This is a genomic window from Mesorhizobium sp. M0243, assembly GCF_040321775.1.
Lineage (GTDB): Bacteria > Pseudomonadota > Alphaproteobacteria > Rhizobiales > Rhizobiaceae > Mesorhizobium.
In genome coordinates this window covers 230,656-247,893 of sequence record NZ_JAMYSF010000008.1, presented here as the reverse complement: position 1 = coordinate 247,893, position 17,238 = coordinate 230,656, and the positions used below count along the sequence as shown (strand labels likewise).

15 protein-coding genes are annotated in these 17,238 nt (G+C 63.8%); 7 read left to right on the top strand and 8 right to left on the bottom strand.

The features are described from left to right. Positions 1-12: 12 nt before the first annotated feature. Both NKJ11_RS13865 and NKJ11_RS13860 read right to left on the bottom strand, forming a co-directional pair. Positions 13-1,575 (bottom strand): amino acid permease, encoded by a 1,563-nt coding sequence (locus NKJ11_RS13865; protein ID WP_023810103.1) that lies wholly within the window; start codon positions 1,573-1,575, stop codon positions 13-15. Positions 1,576-1,593: 18 nt separating this feature from the next. After that, a complete protein-coding gene (locus NKJ11_RS13860; protein ID WP_023810104.1) occupies positions 1,594-2,412 on the bottom strand; it encodes an N-formylglutamate amidohydrolase in 819 nt (272 codons plus the stop codon). 144 nt (positions 2,413-2,556) lie between these two features. Here NKJ11_RS13860 and NKJ11_RS13855 point away from each other — a divergent pair, with 144 nt between their 5' ends. From NKJ11_RS13855 to NKJ11_RS13845, 3 genes are all read left to right on the top strand, one after another. Beyond that, positions 2,557-3,384 carry a MurR/RpiR family transcriptional regulator gene (locus NKJ11_RS13855; RefSeq protein ID WP_023810105.1) on the top strand — a complete coding sequence of 276 codons (828 nt, stop codon included), beginning with the start codon at positions 2,557-2,559 and terminating at the stop codon, positions 3,382-3,384. A 193-nt stretch (positions 3,385-3,577) separates the two neighbouring features. Further along, positions 3,578-4,741, top strand: a complete 1,164-nt coding sequence (locus NKJ11_RS13850) for an efflux RND transporter periplasmic adaptor subunit (RefSeq protein ID WP_023810106.1) — start codon at positions 3,578-3,580, stop codon at positions 4,739-4,741. Continuing rightward, positions 4,738-7,869, top strand: a complete 3,132-nt coding sequence (locus NKJ11_RS13845; RefSeq protein WP_023810107.1) for an efflux RND transporter permease subunit — start codon at positions 4,738-4,740, stop codon at positions 7,867-7,869. Before NKJ11_RS13850 ends, NKJ11_RS13845 begins: the two co-directional genes overlap by 4 nt. Before the next feature lie 61 nt (positions 7,870-7,930). On the opposite strand, the gene NKJ11_RS13840 is transcribed toward NKJ11_RS13845, so the two are convergent. The 6 genes from NKJ11_RS13840 to NKJ11_RS13815 all read right to left on the bottom strand — a co-directional run bounded on the left by NKJ11_RS13840 (position 7,931) and on the right by NKJ11_RS13815 (position 13,836). After that, complete coding sequence (locus NKJ11_RS13840) at positions 7,931-8,341, bottom strand: GtrA family protein (RefSeq protein ID WP_023810108.1); 411 nt, start codon at positions 8,339-8,341, stop codon at positions 7,931-7,933. After that, complete coding sequence (locus tag NKJ11_RS13835) at positions 8,338-9,147, bottom strand: ChbG/HpnK family deacetylase (RefSeq protein ID WP_023810109.1); 810 nt, start codon at positions 9,145-9,147, stop codon at positions 8,338-8,340. The genes NKJ11_RS13840 and NKJ11_RS13835 overlap by 4 nt, the downstream gene beginning before the upstream one ends. After that, complete coding sequence (locus NKJ11_RS13830) at positions 9,144-10,133, bottom strand: glycosyltransferase (RefSeq protein ID WP_023810110.1); 990 nt, start codon at positions 10,131-10,133, stop codon at positions 9,144-9,146. The genes NKJ11_RS13835 and NKJ11_RS13830 overlap by 4 nt, the downstream gene beginning before the upstream one ends. Continuing rightward, positions 10,126-11,289, bottom strand: coding sequence for a glycosyltransferase 87 family protein (locus NKJ11_RS13825; RefSeq protein WP_352793529.1), 1,164 nt, complete (start codon positions 11,287-11,289; stop codon positions 10,126-10,128). The genes NKJ11_RS13830 and NKJ11_RS13825 overlap by 8 nt, the downstream gene beginning before the upstream one ends. A 215-nt stretch (positions 11,290-11,504) precedes the next feature. Further along, on the bottom strand, positions 11,505-12,542 hold the full coding sequence (locus NKJ11_RS13820; RefSeq protein WP_023810112.1) for a zinc-binding dehydrogenase: 1,038 nt from the start codon (positions 12,540-12,542) through the stop codon (positions 11,505-11,507). Between the two features lie 52 nt (positions 12,543-12,594). After that, the gene (locus tag NKJ11_RS13815) at positions 12,595-13,836 is read right to left on the bottom strand and encodes an acyl-CoA dehydrogenase family protein (RefSeq protein ID WP_352629500.1); all 1,242 of its coding nucleotides are present in this window, start codon (positions 13,834-13,836) and stop codon (positions 12,595-12,597) included. Positions 13,837-13,951: 115 nt separating this feature from the next. Between NKJ11_RS13815 and NKJ11_RS13810 the strand changes: the two genes are divergently transcribed. The 4 genes from NKJ11_RS13810 (at position 13,952) to NKJ11_RS13795 (ending at position 17,122) form a co-directional block, all read left to right on the top strand. After that, positions 13,952-14,767 carry an SDR family oxidoreductase gene (locus NKJ11_RS13810; protein ID WP_023810114.1) on the top strand — a complete coding sequence of 272 codons (816 nt, stop codon included), beginning with the start codon at positions 13,952-13,954 and terminating at the stop codon, positions 14,765-14,767. A 38-nt stretch (positions 14,768-14,805) separates the two neighbouring features. Next, on the top strand, positions 14,806-15,291 hold the full coding sequence (locus NKJ11_RS13805) for a MaoC family dehydratase (RefSeq protein WP_023810115.1): 486 nt from the start codon (positions 14,806-14,808) through the stop codon (positions 15,289-15,291). Beyond that, on the top strand, positions 15,288-16,319 hold the full coding sequence (locus NKJ11_RS13800; RefSeq protein WP_352793527.1) for a phosphotransferase family protein: 1,032 nt from the start codon (positions 15,288-15,290) through the stop codon (positions 16,317-16,319). The genes NKJ11_RS13805 and NKJ11_RS13800 overlap by 4 nt, the downstream gene beginning before the upstream one ends. A gap of 164 nt (positions 16,320-16,483) precedes the next feature. After that, positions 16,484-17,122: a TetR/AcrR family transcriptional regulator gene (locus NKJ11_RS13795; RefSeq protein ID WP_023810117.1), complete on the top strand. Its 639-nt coding sequence runs from the start codon at positions 16,484-16,486 to the stop codon at positions 17,120-17,122. Positions 17,123-17,238 lie beyond the last annotated feature (116 nt).

Below are 17,238 nucleotides of genomic sequence, written 5' to 3'. Positions count from 1 at the left end.
TATAGGGCGATATCAGGCGCCAGCTTCGCCGATAGCCACCTCGGCTGCCCTGATCGCGGCCTGGCGTTTGGCAATCTGGTCACCGATCGGCGGACCCTGGAAGCGGCGGTTCTCGAAACCGAACCAAAGCACGGCGGTCAGCAAGATGAAGCCTATGGTGATGTAAAGCACCTTGTCGTTCGGCGGCTGGATGGCGATGTAGAAGATGATCACCATGCCGACAATCGACAGCGCACAGAAGAGCTTGAACAGTCCGGCGCCCAGGTTCCACGGGCCAGGATTGGGCCACTTGGCCGTGCCGAATGCGACCATGCCGAGTGCGATCGGGATGGTGAACGACAGGAACAGGAACACCAGCGTCGAATTGACGACGATGGTGTAGATGTTGGTGCCGCCGATCGAAATAAACTGGGCAAGGAACACATAAAGGATCTCGAGGATCGCGGCCGTCCAGATCGCATTGACCGGCGTGCGCCAGGTCGGGTTGACCTTGGCGAGAGCCGCGGAGCCAACAGGCATGCCGCCGTCGCGAGAGAAGGCGAACAGCATGCGCGAAGCCGAGGTCACGGTGGCGAGGCCGCAGAGGAATTGCGAGATCAGGATTGCAAAATAAAGCAGTTCCTTCAGCCACACCGGCAGGATTGCATCCATTGTCGAGAAGAATACGCTCCATCCCTGCTTGGCGCCGGCAGCCAGGTCCGGGATCGCGAGAACGATTGCGCACAGCATCACCCAGCCGATCAGCGACGACCACAGCACCGACGAAACGATCGCCCGCGGGACGGAGTGTGCTGCCTTGACGGTCTCCTCGGAGGTGTGGGCCGAGGCGTCATAGCCGGTGATGGTATAGACGGGCAGAAGCAGGCAGAGCAGGAACAGGTAGCTCATGGAGTCGGTTTGCGGAAAAACACCGCCGCCCGCATCGCCTGAATAGTTGGTGAACGTCCACAGCCGGCTGATGTCGATTGCCGGTGCGAACACCAGGCAGGCCACGATCAGCACTGCTGTTGCGCCCAGGATAAGAAAGCCCGAAGCATCGGTGAGCATTGCCGTCAGTTTGATGCCGAAATGGTTGAACAGCGCCTGCAGCACGGTGATGAAGGCGACGAACCCGACGATTTCGCCCGGCGTGCCGGTGATGCCAAACCAGCTTCCGAACGTTCCAACGAAGAAGAAAGCGGTGCCGATGTTGATGGCGCCGAGCACGGTGATCAGGCCGAACAGGTTTAGCCAGGCCGTCAGCCAGCCGGTGAAGCGGTTGCCGAGGATCGACGACCAGTGATAGAGGCCGCCGGCGGTCGGAAATGCCGAGGCGATCTGCGCCATGGCAAGGGCGAAGAAGCCCGACACGCAGCAGCCGACGATCCAGCCGATGCCCGCACCTGCGCCGCCGATCGACGATGTGGCTTGCGCGAAGGAGTTGATGCCGCCCGAAAGGATGCAGATGATCGAGAACGATATCGCGAAATTCGAGAAGCGGCTCATGCTTCGCGACAGTTCCTGGGCATAGCCCATGCCATGGAGAACCTTCAGGTCCTCCTTCTTGTCAACGTCCGTATAATCCGGTCCTGCCATTTTCATTCCCCTGTGGTTCTAATTGGCCGATTGAACTGACTTTCCGACTGAATGCGATCTGGAATATCCGGCCTCCTCTGGCTCCAGATCCGAAAAAATGCCCGTGAGCAGATCCGCCCATTTCCGCTGCCCGGTCTCGCCGGCGATTTCGTCGTTGCGGATTTCGATCATCGCGCAGGGCAGGCCGCGCGAGCGCGCATGCCGTTCCAGCGTGAAATAGACGCGGTCATCAGGCGAATAAGGCTCGTTGACGCCGACGGTGACGCCGGCAAGCCGCTTCAGCGCCGATATCAGCGGCGCCGCCAGCCGGCGATCCTCGTCGTGGATGATGCCGATATGCCAGGGCCGGCTCATGGACTTGTAGACCGGCGTGAAGGAGTGGACCGAAACCAGCCGGGTTTGCTGACCCTGTGACAGCCTGTTGTCGATGATACCGGCAATCGTGTTGTGGAACGGCTGCCATGACAGGGCAACACGCGCCGCCCGCTCGCTCTCCGACAGGCCGGCATTGCCCGGTATGGCCGTTGTCTCACTGACCGGCGGTACCAGGTCGGGCGCGTCGAGTGGCCGGTTGCAGTCGATGACAAGGCGAGAAATACGAGTTTCCACCAGCGTCGCGTCGAGCGCCTGCGCCATGCGGCGGGCAACCGGCAGCGCGCCGGGATCCCAGGCGATGTGACGGGACAGGTCCTCGGCGGCAAGGCCGAGCGTACCGAATTCGGCCGGCAGGAAGTTCGAGGCGTGATCGCAAGTCAGCACGAAAGGGCTCGATCCGCCGGGGTTCGTCACCCTTACGGTATCAGACGATGCAAGGCTGGCGGGCCGTGCTTTCTCCATACTGTGCCGTCCCCGGGGAGCGCTGTATCGTATGTTACGTATTTTGCCTCATTGCGTCCCTGTGGATGATTTCATACAGTTTGTCCGGCTTTGTCAAATGCGATCTCGGAAAAGGCCTTCGGCCGGGCCAGGGGTGGGGAAAACATGATTTCCAGCATTGCCGAACTGATCGCCGATCGCCTCGGCACGATGCCGGCCGGCGAACGGCGCGCGGCCCAGACACTGATCGCCAACTATCCGATGATCGGCCTGAAAACGGTCGCTGAATTCTCGGCCGCGGCGGGCGTCTCCTCGCCGACGATCCTGCGTTTCGTCGCCCGGCTGGGTTTTCAGAACTATCCGGAATTCCAGTCGAGCCTGCAGGACGAACTGGCGGCGCAACTGCAATCGCCGGCGACAAGGACGCTCAATCCGCCCTCGCCTGGTGGTGGGACGGTGTCGCCGATGCTGGAAGCGACGCTCGACAACATGCGCGAGACGTTCAGACACCTGTCCGACAGGCAGCTTGCCGACATCGCCGCCCGGCTAGCGGACCGGCGCGGCAAGACCTTCCTGATCGGCGGCCGCTTCACCGATCCGCTGGCGCGCTACATGGCCGCCCACCTCGCTGTCATCCAGCCGGATGTCTTTCACCTCGCCGGGCAGGAGAGCATGTGGCGCGACCGATTGATCGACATGGGCAAGCGCGACGTGCTGGTGATCTTCGACATCAGGCGCTACCAGGACAGCCTCGTCCGCTTCGCCGAAAAGGCGCATCAGCGTGGCGTCCAGATCGTGCTGTTCACCGACCAGTGGCTGTCGCCGATCGCCCGCTTTGCTCGTCATGTTATCGCCGGACGAACCGCGGTGCCGTCGGCATGGGACTCTTCGGCTGCCCTTTTCGTCGTCGCCGAAACGCTGATCGGCGCCGTCACCAGGCAACTGGAAGCAGAAGGCGCCAAACGCATTCGCGAGATGGAAAGTCTGCGTTAGTGCCTGTGTGATGATCCAAAGCGTTATGCATATTTTCTCAAACGTTACATATATTTAATGTGCGCAGCCCCCGGAGAATTGTCATAAAGACGCGATATCGAGGCGGCTTCTTTGCCTTACAATAGCCTCGCTGCGTCTGCTTCATTTCGGGAAACCGGTAGACGGAAGGATTGTTTTACCAACCGGAGTGCCGATGGCCGCCTGGAAACAGATACTTTTTGCACTTGTGGTGCTGGTGGTGGCGGCAGCCGCCTGGCTGCGCTTTTATCCCGGCGCGCCGGACGTGCTGGCACGCTGGGGCATCGACTGGGCCTCCGCGGCAACGCCCCCGGCTGAGACCGGCGCCGCCAACGCGAAGCAGTCAAACGGCCGCAATAGCGGCAACCAGCGGGTGAACGTGGTCGCCCTTGCGGCCACTTCGGCTGTTATCAACGACCGCCTGCAGGCAATCGGCACCGGCCGTGCCAACGCCTCGGTGGCCGTCAATCCCTACAGCTCCGGCCGCCTCGCCGAACTGCTGGTCGAATCCGGCAGCCATGTCGATAAGGGACAGATTCTCGCCACCCTGGATTCCGAGACCGAAGTGATCTCTCAGGACCGCGCCAAGCTCGCCTTGCAGGATGCGCAGGCCAAACTCGACCGTGTCAGGTCGCTTCGTGCCTCCAATGCCGCGACACCAGTCGCAGTGGCTGACGCCGAGGTGGTGCTGGCGGGCGCCAAGCTGGCGCTTCAGGATGCGGAACTCGCACTGCAGCGCCGGTCGATTCTGGCGCCGATCGCCGGCACCGTCGGCATCCTGCCGATCTCGGCCGGCAATTATGTCACCAACCAGTCGGCCATCGCCACGCTCGACGACCGGTCCTCGATCCTGGTCGACTTCCTGGTGCCCGAGCGCTTCGCTGCCGCCGTCAAGATCGGTGCACAATTGACGGCGACGCCGATCGCCAATCCCAGCAATGCTTATAGCGGCACCGTTTCGGCCATTGACAACCACATCGATGAAAAGAGCCGCACCCTGCTGGTCAAGGCCAAGATCGCCAACCCGGCGGATTCACTGCGCGCCGGCATGTCGTTCGGCATCACCATGAAATTTCCGGGGCAAACCTATCCGGCCGTCAGCCCGCTGGCGATCCTGTGGGGGGCGGACGGCGCCTATGTCTGGCAGATCGAGGACGGCAAGGCCAGGCGGGTCCCGGTGCGCATCGTACAGCGCAACACCGAGACCGTGCTGATCGACGCCGAGATCGACAATGGCGACATGGTGGTCACAGAAGGCACCCAGAGCGTCAGCGAGGGCGGCGCGGTCCGCCTCGCCGGCGAAGAGCAGCGCGCCGCGGACGCCGCCGCAGGCACATGACCAGCCCCGCCAACACTGCCAGCGAGACCGGCTTCACCGCCCTGTTCATCCGCAGGCCGGTGATGGCCTTCGTGCTGAACACACTGATTGCGGTCGCCGGCCTGGCCGCCTTCTACGGCGTCGAGATCCGCGAACTGCCGGACGTCGATCGCGCGGTGGTCACCGTTTCCACCACCTTCGAGGGCGCGGCGGCCGAGACCGTCGATCGCGAACTGACCGACACCATCGAGGGCGCCGTCGCCCGCGTCTCCGGCGTCAAGTCGATCTCGTCGTCTTCCTCATTCGGCTCGAGCCGCGTCACCATCGAGTTCAACGATGGCGTCGATCTGAATGTCGCCGCCTCGGACGTGCGTGATGCCGTCGGCCGCGTCGCCAACCAGATGCCGGACACCGCCGATCCGCCGCGCATCGTCAAGGCCGACGCCAATTCCGACGCGGTGATGCGACTGGCGGTGACCTCGGACAACATGTCGATCCAGGACATGACCGTGGTGGTCCAGGACCAGATCGAGGACGAGCTGGCCGCCGTGCCCGGCGTTGCCGACGTTCAGGTCTATGGCGACCGCGACAAGATCTTCCGCATCGATGTCGACCAGAACAAGCTGGCCAGCCTCGGCTTCACGGTCGCCGACCTCAGGGCCGCCCTTGCCTCGGTCGCCTTCGATTCCCCCGCCGGTTCGATCACCACGACCAACCAGGACCTGATCGTCCGCACGACTGCCGACGTGACCACGCCTGAAGAGTTCGAAAACATAATTGTCGGCGGCACGACGCGCATCCGCGATGTCGCCACCGTCACGCTCGGCCCCGACGTCGGCCAGACCACGTTGCGCTCGGACGGCAAGACCGGCATCGGCATCGGCATCATCCGCCAGGCGGAATCGAACACGCTGGACATCTCGACCGGCGTCCAGGCCGCCGTCGCCAAGCTGCAGGAAAACCTGCCCGAGGGCATGTCGATCAAGATCACCAGCGACGACGCTGTCTTCGTCAAGGGGGCGGTGCACGAGGTCGAGATCGCGCTCGGCCTGTCCGTCACCATGGTGCTGATCGTCATCTACATGTTTCTCCTCGACTGGCGTGCGACGCTGATCCCCGGCCTGTCGATGCCGGTCGCCATGATCGGCACCATCGCCGCCATCTATCTGGCCGGCTTCTCGGTCAACATCCTGACCCTGCTCGCGCTGGTGCTGGCGACCGGTCTGGTCGTCGACGACGCCATCGTCGTGCTCGAAAACATCGTGCGACGACGCAACGAAGGCATGGGGCCGCGCGCCGCCGCCGTGCTCGGCGCGCAGGAGGTGTTCTTCGCCGTCATCGCCACCACCTTGACGCTGGTCGCCGTCTTCGTGCCGATCTCGTTCCTGCCCGGCCAGACCGGCGGCTTGTTCCGCGAATTCGGCTTCGTGCTTGCCATGTCGGTGCTCTTGTCCTGCGTGGTGGCGCTGACGCTGTGCCCAATGCTCGCCTCGCGCATGCTGACCAGCGCATCGCTCCACCACGAAGGTGGCCATGGCATCGGCGCCCGCATCGGCGGCGCGCTCAATACGGCCTACAAGCGCAGCCTGCACGCCTGCCTCGACGCGCCATGGATCGTGCTTCTGGTCGCGGTGCTGTTCGCCGGCACCGCCTTCACGCTGTTCGGCACCATCCGCCAGGAGCTGACGCCGACCGAGGACCGCGCCGCCGTGCTTCTGCGCATCAGCGCCCCGCAAGGCGTCAGCCTCGACTACACAACGCAGCAGATGCAGAAGATCGAGAGACTGATCCAGCCGATGCGCGATTCCGGCGAGATCCGCAGCACTTTCGAAAATGCCGGCCAGAACGGCTCCTACAACTCCGGCTTCATGGTGATGACGCTGGCGCCGTGGAACGAGCGCAGCCGCAGCCAGCAGGAGATCATGGCCGAGATCAGCCAGCTGACCAGGCAGGTGCCGAGCGTGCGCATCTTCCCGGTGCAGCCCAACAGCCTCGGTATCCGTGGCGCCGGCAACGGCCTGCAGTTCGCGCTGGTCGGCAACGACCGCAAGGCACTCGGCGATGCCGCCGTGAAGATCATCGCCGAGATGCAGAAGGACCCGCGCTTCCAGACACCGCGCCTGTCCATCGACCCGACGCAGCCGCAGCTAGCCGTGGCCATCGACCGCGAGCGCGCCTCCGACCTCGGCATCGACATATCAGGACTGGCCAACACCTTGCAGGCCATGCTCGACGGCAACGACGTCGTCGACGTCTACATCGCCGACCGCAGCTACGGCGTGAAGCTGGTCTCGACCACCAATCCGATCAACGATCCGACGGATCTGGAAAACATCTTCCTGAAAACAGCCGACGGACGTTTCGTGCCGATGTCGACCATCGCAACGCTGACCGAACGCGCCGTGCCACCGTCGCTGTCGCGCGAACAGCAGCAGCCCTCTGTGGCGATCACCTCCAACCTCAGCGGCGACTTCGCGCTTGGCGACGCGCTCACCCGCGCCGAGCAAATCGCCACACCGCTGCTGCCGCCAGGCAGCCGCATCCTGCCCCTGGCCGAGGCGGCGACGCTAGGCGAGACCAACAGCGCCATGGTCACCATTTTCGGCTTCGCGCTGGTCATTATCCTTTTGGTGCTGGCCGCCCAGTTCGAAAGTTTTGTCAGCGCCGTCATCATCATGGCGACGGTGCCGCTCGGGCTGGCCTGTGCGATTTTCGCGCTTCTCCTCTCGGGCACCAGTCTCAACGCCTACAGCCAGATCGGCCTGGTGCTTTTGGTCGGCGTCATGGCCAAGAACGGCATCCTGATCGTCGAATTCGCCAACCAGTTGCGCGACCGCGGGCTTGGCGTGCGCGAGGCGATCGAACAGGCCTCGATCATCCGCGTGCGGCCGGTGATGATGACGATGATCTGCACCGTGCTCGGCGGCCTGCCGCTGGTGCTGGCGAGCGGCGCCGGTGCCGAGGCGCGCGTCGCGCTCGGCTGGGTCATCGTCGGCGGCCTGGGGCTGGCCACCGTCTCGACGCTGTTCCTGACGCCGGTCGCCTATCTCCTGCTTGGCCGCTTCGTCACGCCGAAGACCCACGAGGAAGCCCGGCTGAAGCGCGAGTTGGAGGAAGCCGCCTACACCAATGTGGAGCCGGCAGAATAGAAATTCCAGGAAAGTGTGTAGCGGTTTTTCGTCCGGAATTTCGTAAGAAAAATAATTCCGGCTATCTCAGCAACCGACCTTCGATCGACCAGCGCGCGGCGAGGAAATTCAGCACCGCCGCCACCACGACGCCCCCGATTTTCGCCGGCCACACCCCGATTATGCCGGCGAATAGCGCGATCGAGAGGCTGGAGACACCGAGCGAAATCAGCGCTCCAAGCGTGGCGAAACGAAGGAACGCATCATGCAGCCGGATGGCTCGATTGCGCTCGAACGACCACAAGCCGTTCGCCGCGAAGGAAAAGGTGACGGCGACGAACCAGGCAGCGATGTTGGCCGGCACCGGCGGAACCCCGAGCTTGAGCAGCAGGAAGAAGCTGGCAAGGTCGATGGCCGTGTTCGCCAGTCCGACAATGGCGAAGCGGACGATCTTGCTGCCGGCCGAACGCTGGGGCCGATCGGCTTCGCTCATCTCTTGCCGTCCAAGATCTCGACGCCGGCGCGGGCCAGACCAGCGCCGAATTCGTCCGATGCGAGGGCCGCGAATTCCACCTCGCGCACATCTTGCATGGTGTCGCGCGCGCGCAGCGTCTCGTCGACATGGCCGGGATGGCACATGAACAGCCCTCGCTCCGGCAACCCTTCGACGGCCGCCTGCAGAACCGCAGCGAACTTTTCGGGCTGTCGCCAGTCATAGATGCCGGCGAGCGGCTGGAAAACGATGAAGCCCGCGCGCTGCATCGAGCGGTTGAACCCGGCAGCCAGCGCGGCAATGGCGGCGACTTTCGACCCTGCGGCCAGCGCCGGGGCGCCGCGCAGGGCCGGCCTGTCGGCGCCTTCTGGAAACCGTGTGCGCAGCCATGTGCGCACAACGGGAAGGAAATGCACATGCTGGTGCCCGTCGACGAAATCGGGGCGGCGGCCAAGCGCCTCGACGAAGCGGCCGTACTGGGCGTCAAGCTCGGCATGGACATGGCGGTCGCCGATGCGGCCGCGCAGAACAGGCAAGGCCAGTGCGCGGAGCGGTGGCAGCCGGCCTTCCGGCGCCAAGGCCGACCGGCCGGTGGCGGCCAACTGGTCGGTCAAGGTGAGGTGCAGCCCAACCGCGGCCCGGCCGCACAGCGGTTTTATGCGCTCTGCCTCCTTTGCCCACTCGGGAAAGCCGGTCATGCAGCTGGTGCCGGTCAGGCGCCCCCGATCGAGAAGATCGAGAATCCCGGCGGAAACGCCAGGCGCCAGGCCGTAATCGTCAGCGATCAGGCGAATGCGCCGCGTCATCTGTTCGAAGTGCCCGGCTCCGGCCGGTCGGCGGGGGCCTCGCTGCGCACGACATCGCGCACGAGATAGACCGGCCGATCCTTGCTCTCGCTGAGCGTCACCCAGACATATTCGCCGATCAGGCCAAGCAGGGTCAGGTTGAGGCCGCCGAGCAGAACGACGGCAACCAGCAGGCTGGGGTAGCCCGGAACGGCAATGCCGTAGAAGATCACCTCGAAGAACACCTTGGCGCCATAGAGCGCGCCGGCCATCGCCGCGAGCAGCCCGCTAAGACTGATCAGGCGTAGCGGAATGACGGAGAACGAGGTGAACCCCTCCAGCGAGAAGGCGATGAGGTTGAGCCGGCTCCATTTCGATGTGCCGCTGGCGCGGCCTTCCGGCGAATAGGGCAACGCCTTCTGGCGAAAGCCGGCCCAGGCAAACAGGCCCTTGTTGAAGCGACGCTTGTCACGCAGGCTGGTCAGAGCGCGCGCGACAGCGCCGCGCATGACGCGAAAGTCGCCGGCATTTTCGGGAATATCGAAACGCTGACTGCTGTTGATCAGGCTGTAGAAAAGCCGTGCAAGCTGGCTGCGCCGCCAGCTCGCCTCGCGGCGGTCGTTCTGGGCAAAGACGACGTCGATGTCCGGATGGTCCACCAGCTCGGCGATCAGCTTCAGGCTGATGTCCAGGGAATGCTGGAGGTCGGCGTCCATGATCAGCACCATGTCGCCGCGCGACTGGTCGAGGCCGGCGAGTACAGCGACTTCCTTGCCGAAATTGCGGCTGAGGCGGACGATCTCCCACGATCCCGTCAGCGCTTGCGAAAATCGTCCAGCGCCATCGTCACCGCTGCCGTCATCGACCAGGATCTTGTGCACGGTCATGCCGAAGCGCTGTGCCACGGCCGCTTCGAGCTCGCCTAGCAGGCGCGCGAAGGCCGATGCCGATGCCGCCTCGTTGAAGAATGGCGCAACGATATCGAGGCTCTGTCGCAACTCAGCCATTCGCGACTCCCGCATTCACCACCTTTTCCCGTGCCTTGGCCCAGAACCACCAGATCAGCGAACCGGCGATGAAAGTGACAGCGACCGGCCGGAACCAGGGGAAGAGGAAATCGTGCACATGGCGCTCGACGCCGCTCAGCCCGGTCACGAACAGCGTCATCGACAGCACCGAGGCGAGGACGCCGCCCCGTTCTTCGCGCCACAACAGGGCGATGGCAAGACCGGCTGGTACCGCGATCATGGCAAAGGTGTTGGGTTCGACGCGCGGGTTGAAGACGCACATGTAGAAGGTGGCCGTCAGGAAGATCGCCAGCGCCGCCTTTCCCTGTTCGAGCCTGCGGTCGAACCAGATGACGGCTGAAAGCGTAAGCAGGGCCATGACCATGCGCACGATCGTTGCGCCGAATTCCGGTATCGGCAGCCCTATCGTGGTGAACGGTGCCGTGAAATCGGTGGACACGAAATGGCTGGTGTTCTCGACGGCCATGGAGGTCAGCATCTGGGCGAAGACACGATACTGATCGTTGAGATAGCCGGCGGGAGCAAAAGCGTAAGGCAGTGCGAGCACGAACAGCACCGCCAGCACCAGCACCGGTATCAACCGAAGCCGAAGGGCTCCTACCAACAACAGCATTATGATCGCGGTCGGCTTGGCGATGATGGCGAGCGAAGCCCAGAAGAACGTCTCCGCCCGTCGTCCTTCCAGCGCCGACAATGTGAGAAGCCAGCAAGCGCCGGTCAAAAGGATCGTCGCCTGGCCGTTGCGGATCGCGCCGAGCGCCATCGGCACAGCGAGGAAGAGGCCGAAAGAAAGCAGCCACATCAACTCGTCACCACCGAGCTTGCGCACCTGCCGCATCGCGGCATAGGTCAGCACCGCAAACCCGAGGGAGTGCCACATCACGCCGCCCAGATGCGGACCGAGCTTGACTATTGGAGTGTAGAGCGCGGCGAAGGCCGGCGCGTAGAGATACCCCATCTCGGATTGGGCGTCGTAGAGTGGCAGACCGGCCAGAAGCGCCTCGCTGCCATCTATATAGGCCTTCCATACCGTCCGCGTGTACGGCGACCACAGGACCATGGCAAGAACGACCAGGAACGCTCCGATCCACAGGCCAAACCCCAAACGGTCGAAAACCGGCTTGGAAATCGTCATCAAGGCACCCCACACAATCCCGGAACAGGCTCAGTCCAGCCTGTCCCGGCATTCGATGGCGGCGGCATATCACGGACGCAGCGGCGTGGCATAGGGGGCTTGATGGACCAGGATATCGGCCTGACGGTCCCGCGTCGGCGGATAACCGGCAATCTCTGCCCGCAAAGCCCTCCGAGGCCCCTCCCGTCCAAGCTGCTCGAATCTTTCGAATTGGCCTAAGGCCGGATGAACACCTTGCCGTTCGGCTTGGCCAGTTCCGCTGGCACCCGCGCCATCGCCTCGGCAAGCGGCACCACCGCCGTCACGTCGGTCGACCAGCGCCCATCGGAAAAACGCTTCTGCGCTTCCAGGATCGCCGGGCCGCGGCGATCGCGGAACTGGCGCATCCACTCGCTCAGCCAAAACCCTTCGATATGCTTGTGCTGGAAGATCAGTTGGCCGGGCTCGCGGATAACAGTGTGTTCGGGATCGAGCCGCCCATAGATGATCCAGCGCGAACGCTTCGGCATGACGTCGAAGATGGCGGAAGCCAGCGGCCCGGTCACCGCGTCAAGGAAGATGCGCGGCTGTTCGGCCTTCATCACCTCGCGCAGCGCTGCCTTGAAATCCGGCGCCTTTTCGTTGAGGACGTGCGCCGCGCCGAGCGCTTTCAGCGCCGCGATCTGGTCGTCGCGGCGCACGGTGACGATCGGCCGGAAGCCCTCTCCGCTGGCCAGGCCAATGATCAGCTTGCAGAGCTGGCTGGCGCCGGCGGTCATGACGAAGGCCTTCTCGCCTTCCTCCTTGACGACGTCGAACATGGCGAGCGCGGTGAGCGGGTTGACGATCATCGCCGCCCCATCCTCGTCGCGGACCGTGTCGAGCAGCGGAATGCATGCAGCAGCTTCAGCGACGGCATAGTCGGCCCACGAGCCCCAGTTGGTGACGCCGGTGGCAAAGGCGACGCGCTTGCCGATCAGGCTTTGGGGATAGGTCTCGTCGCCGCTGGCGACGACGATGCCGACGCCCTCGAAGCCGGCCGGCTGTCCCTTGGCGCGCGGCTGGCCGTACTGGCCCTTGACGAAGGCGATGTCGGAGGGGTTGATCGAGGCGAGGCTGACCTTGATCAGCACCTGCGTCGGTCCGGGTGTCGGCACCGCGATGTTGCCCGGCTCGAGATACGGCTCCATCGCCTCCAGCACACTGCCGCTCGGCGTCCTGGTGTAGCCGTCGCCGACCAGCAGCAGCGCCTTCATTTCGGAGGGGACGGCCATTGGAACACTCCGTGCTTGGACTGTCGGCATCGCCAGATGACGATGCCGGCGCTCAGACCTTTTCTTGCGTGTATTTCTTCAGCTCGGTGCGCGCCACCTGACGGCGATGCACGGCGTCCGGCCCGTCGGCAAGGCGCAAGGTCCGCAGATGCGTCCACGACCGCGCCAGCGGCGTGTCCTGGCTGATGCCTTGCGCGCCGAACATCTGCACCGCCTCGTCGGTGACCTTGAGCGCGACGCGGGGTGCCACCACCTTGATCTGGCTGATCCAGGGGGCTGCGGCGCGGGCGTCGCCCTGGTCGATCATCCACGCCGCCTTGAGGCAGAGCAGCCGGGCCATCTCGATCTCCATGCGGCATTCGGCGATGATGTCGAAATTGGCGCCGAGCTTTGCCAGCTTCTGGCCGAAGGCCTCGCGGCGCAAGGAACGCTGGCACAGCATCTCGAGCGCCATCTCGGCCTGGCCGATGGCGCGCATGCAATGGTGGATGCGGCCGGGACCGAGCCGCCCTTGCGCGATCTCGAACCCCCTGCCCTCGCCGAGGATCAGGTTCGATGTCGGTACCCGCACATTGTCGAAGCGAAGGTGCATGTGGCCGTGCGGCGCGTCGTCATCGCCATAAACCTGCATGGCCCGGACCTTGGTCACACCCCTTGTGCCTGATGGCACCAGGATCATCGAATGACGGCGGTGCTGCGGCTCGTCATCGCCGCCGGTCCTGACCATGACGATGTAGATGGCGCAGCGCGGATCGCCGGCGCCCGAAGCCCACCATTTCTCGCCGTTGAGCACGTAGTCGTCGCCCTGGCGTTCGCAGCGCATGGCAATGTTGGTGGCATCGGACGACGCGACATCCGGCTCGGTCATCAGATAGGCCGAGCGGATCTTGCCCTCGATCAGCGGTTCCAGCCATTCTTTCTTGTGGTCGGCCGAGCCGTACCGTTCCAGCACCTCCATATTGCCGGTGTCGGGCGCCGAACAGTTGAAGGTCTCGGCGCCGAGATGCGCCTTGCCCATCTCCTCGGCCAGATAGGCATATTCGACGGTGGAAAGGCCGTAGCCGCGTTCCGAGCCGGTCAGCCAGAAATTCCACAGGCCGCGCTCCCTTGCGGTTTTCTTCAGCCCTTCGAGGATCTCGCTCTGGCGCGCACTGTAGACCCAGCGGTTGCCTGCCTTGCCCACCTCGCTCAGAAATTCCCTGTCGAGCGGCATGATCTCGTCGCGCACCATGGCCGCGACGCGCGTGTGGATCGGCTTCAGCCGCTCGGTCATGCCGAGATTCATCTCCGTCATCGGTCGCTAACCCTTCATGCATGCCAGGCATTTTGTCAGTGGCAAGGATGACCGTACTTCGGATAGCCTTGTCAACGCGAACTGTTTGCCCGCATGCCGAGCGCGGAGGATTGTGATGAGCTATCTGGACGAGCTGTTTTCGGTGGCCGGCAAGACCGCGCTGGTGACGGGTGCCGCGACCGGCATAGGCCGCATGGCGGCGACCGGGCTGGTCAGGGCCGGCGCCAGCGTGATGATCGCGTCGCGCAAGGGCGAGGATTGCATCCAGGTCGCCGAAGAGTTGAACGAGCTTGGTGCACCGGGCCGGGCCGAGGGCTTCGCCGGGGACGTTTCTAGCGAAGCCGGCATCGCTGCACTCGTCGCCGCGGTCAAGGCGCGGACCGGGAAACTGCATATTCTGGTCAACAATGCCGGCGTCTCCTGGGGCGCGCCGCTGGAAAGCTTCCCCTATTCGGCTTGGGCCAAGGTGTTTGGCGTCAATGTCACCGCGGTCTTCCATCTGACCCGCGAATTGCTGCCACTGCTCGACGCTGCCGCCAGCGACGCCGATCCGGCCAGGGTGATCAATCTCGGTTCGGTGATGGGCACGCAGCCGCTGGCCGACGACGCCTATTCCTACACGGCGTCCAAGGCAGCCGTGCATCATCTGACCCGCACCCTTGCGCTCGAGTTCGCCGGCCGCCGCATCACCGTCAATGCCTTCGCTCCCGGCCCCTTCCAGAGCCGGATGACGGCATTCGCCACGGGCACGGATGAGCAGGCCAGGCACGTCGGCAGCCATGTTCCGATCGGCCGTATCGGCGCACCGGATGACATTGCCGGCGCAACGCTCTATTTGTGCAGCCGTGCAGGCAGCTACATCACCGGCGCCATTCTGCCGATCGACGGCGGACAGTCGGTGCAGCATGGGCTGACCTTGTTCAAGGAATGACATTTTCCGGCCACAGAAGCCGGGGGGAACTGGAGGACATGAGCGTGGAACCGATCAGTCTCGATGTGCTTCTGGCCAGTGTCGGCAAGGAGGTTGGCGTGTCGCCGTGGCGGGCGGTCACGCAACGCATGATCGATCAGTTCGCCGACGCCACCGACGACCACCAGTTCATCCACTGCGATCCGGAGCGGGCCATGCGCGAAACGCCGTTCGGCGGCACCATCGCGCACGGCTTCCTGTCGCTGTCGCTGTTGTCGGCGATGACTTTCGAGACCATGCCGCCGCTGGAAAACGGCAAGATGGGCGTCAACCACGGCTTCGATTCGCTGCGCTTCCTGGCGCCGGTGAAGACCGGCGCGCGCATCCGCACGCGTTTCGTGCTGGCCGACGTCAAGGTCAGGCCGTCGGGCTGGGTGCAGACCGCGCATGACGTGACGATCGAGATCGAGGGTTCGAAGAAGCCGGCGCTGACCGCGCGCTGGCTGACGCTGACCTTGATAGAACGCCAGCCCGAGACGGCATGAGTGATCCCGTTCTCGACCAGGCAGCGCTTGCGCCTTACCTCAAGGCGAACATACCTGGCTTTTCCGGCCTTGAGGCAGTTGAGAAGTTCAAATCCGGCCAATCGAACCCGACCTACCTTTTGACGGCGGCAAGCGGCCGTTACGTGCTGCGCGCCAAGCCGCCGGGGCAATTGCTGAAATCGGCGCATCAGGTCGACCGCGAATTCAGGGTGATGAGCGCGCTTGCCGGCACCGCCGTGCCTGTTCCTGACATGCTGCATCTGTCGGCGGAAGACTCGCCCATCGGCCGCATGTTCTACGTGATGGATTTCCTGGACGGCCGCATTTTCTGGGATCCGGCCCTGCCGGAGGCTCGCGACAACGAAGAACGCGCCGCCATATACGATGCCATGAACGCCACTCTTGCCGCGCTGCACGAGGTCGATGTCGAAACAGTGGGACTCGGCGATTTCGGCCGGCCGGGCAGTTATTTCGAGCGCCAGCTGGCGCGCTGGACGAGCCAGTACCGCGCTTCGGAAACCGGCACCGTCGCCGATATGGATCGGCTGATTGCCTGGTTGGAGACGCATATGCCCGCCGATGACGGCCGCGTCTCGCTGGTGCATGGCGATTACCGGTTGGACAATCTGATCTTCGCGCCGGACCGGCCAAAGGTTCTGGCGGTGCTCGACTGGGAACTGTCGACATCGGGCCACCCCTTCGCCGATATCGCCTATCAGTGCATGCAATGGCGGCTGCCGCACGCGTCGGGTTTTCGCGGCCTGGGCGGCATCAACCGCGCGGCGCTCGGGCTGCCCTCCGAAACGGACTACGTCGCCGCCTACTGCCGGCGGCGCGGGCTCACCGGTATCGGCAACTGGACGTTCTTCCTGGCCTTTTCCTTCTTCCGGCTGGCCGCGATCTGCCAAGGCGTCTACAAGCGGGCGCTGGACGGCAACGCCTCCAATCCGGAAAAAGCCCGGACCTATGGCGAGGCGGTGAAGCTGCTTTCGCGTCTTGCCGCGAAGCTGATCGACAAGGAGGCGTGATGGGCCGCTTTGACGGAGCAAAGGTGCTGATCACGGGTGCCGCCAACTTCGACAAGCGTCGGCACGATCCGAAGCATACCGCTTGGGAACCTCCCGCGCTCTTGTCCGTTTCCGTACAGCGTATATAATTTAGCCAGACACCAACCAACCAAAGGCACCAGATCTTGCCGCCGAGCGTCCCGACACGCCGCGAGAAACAAAAGGCCGAACTGCGCTCCGAACTGGTCGAGGCCGCGCACAAGCTCGTCCAGGAGGAAGGCTATGAAGGCCTGACCATCCGCAAGCTGGCCAAGCGGGTCGGCTACGCCCCGATGTCGGTCTATTCCTACTTCGCCGACAAGCAGGACATCCTGTTCGCTCTGGCCGAGGATGCATTCGAGACGCTTGCCCGCCGCATCGAGGAGCATCCGTCCGACGATCCGATCGAGGCCTTGCAGGCGGTGATGACCGAATATGCCGCTTTCGGACTCGGCAATCCCAACGAATACCGCACCGTGTTCATGACCGAAAAGACCAAGCTGCCAGAAGGCTACAACGAAATGGAAGAGAGCAACCCTGCTATGAAGGTGCTGATCAGCAGGGTCGAGGCCTGCGTCGCCGCCGGCAAATTGCAGGGCGATCCGCGCGCCATCGCCACCATGCTCTGGGCGGTCGGACACGGCACGATCTCGCTGCTCATCACCTTTCCTTTTTACCCTTTCGGCGATCCGCAGGCCTTCGTGAAGCGGATGTGCGATTTCACGCTCGCCACGCTCAGCACGCAAAACGTCCCGCCGCTGACCGAGACACCGGTCAACTGCTGAACCCCGTTTCCTTTGGTTTGTGTATCCCCTCCAGACTGGGGGTTTCTTGGTTAACAAAAAATTTATTGTACGCGTACGGTTTTCCTTGAACTTCGCGATCGACGGGCGTATATGTA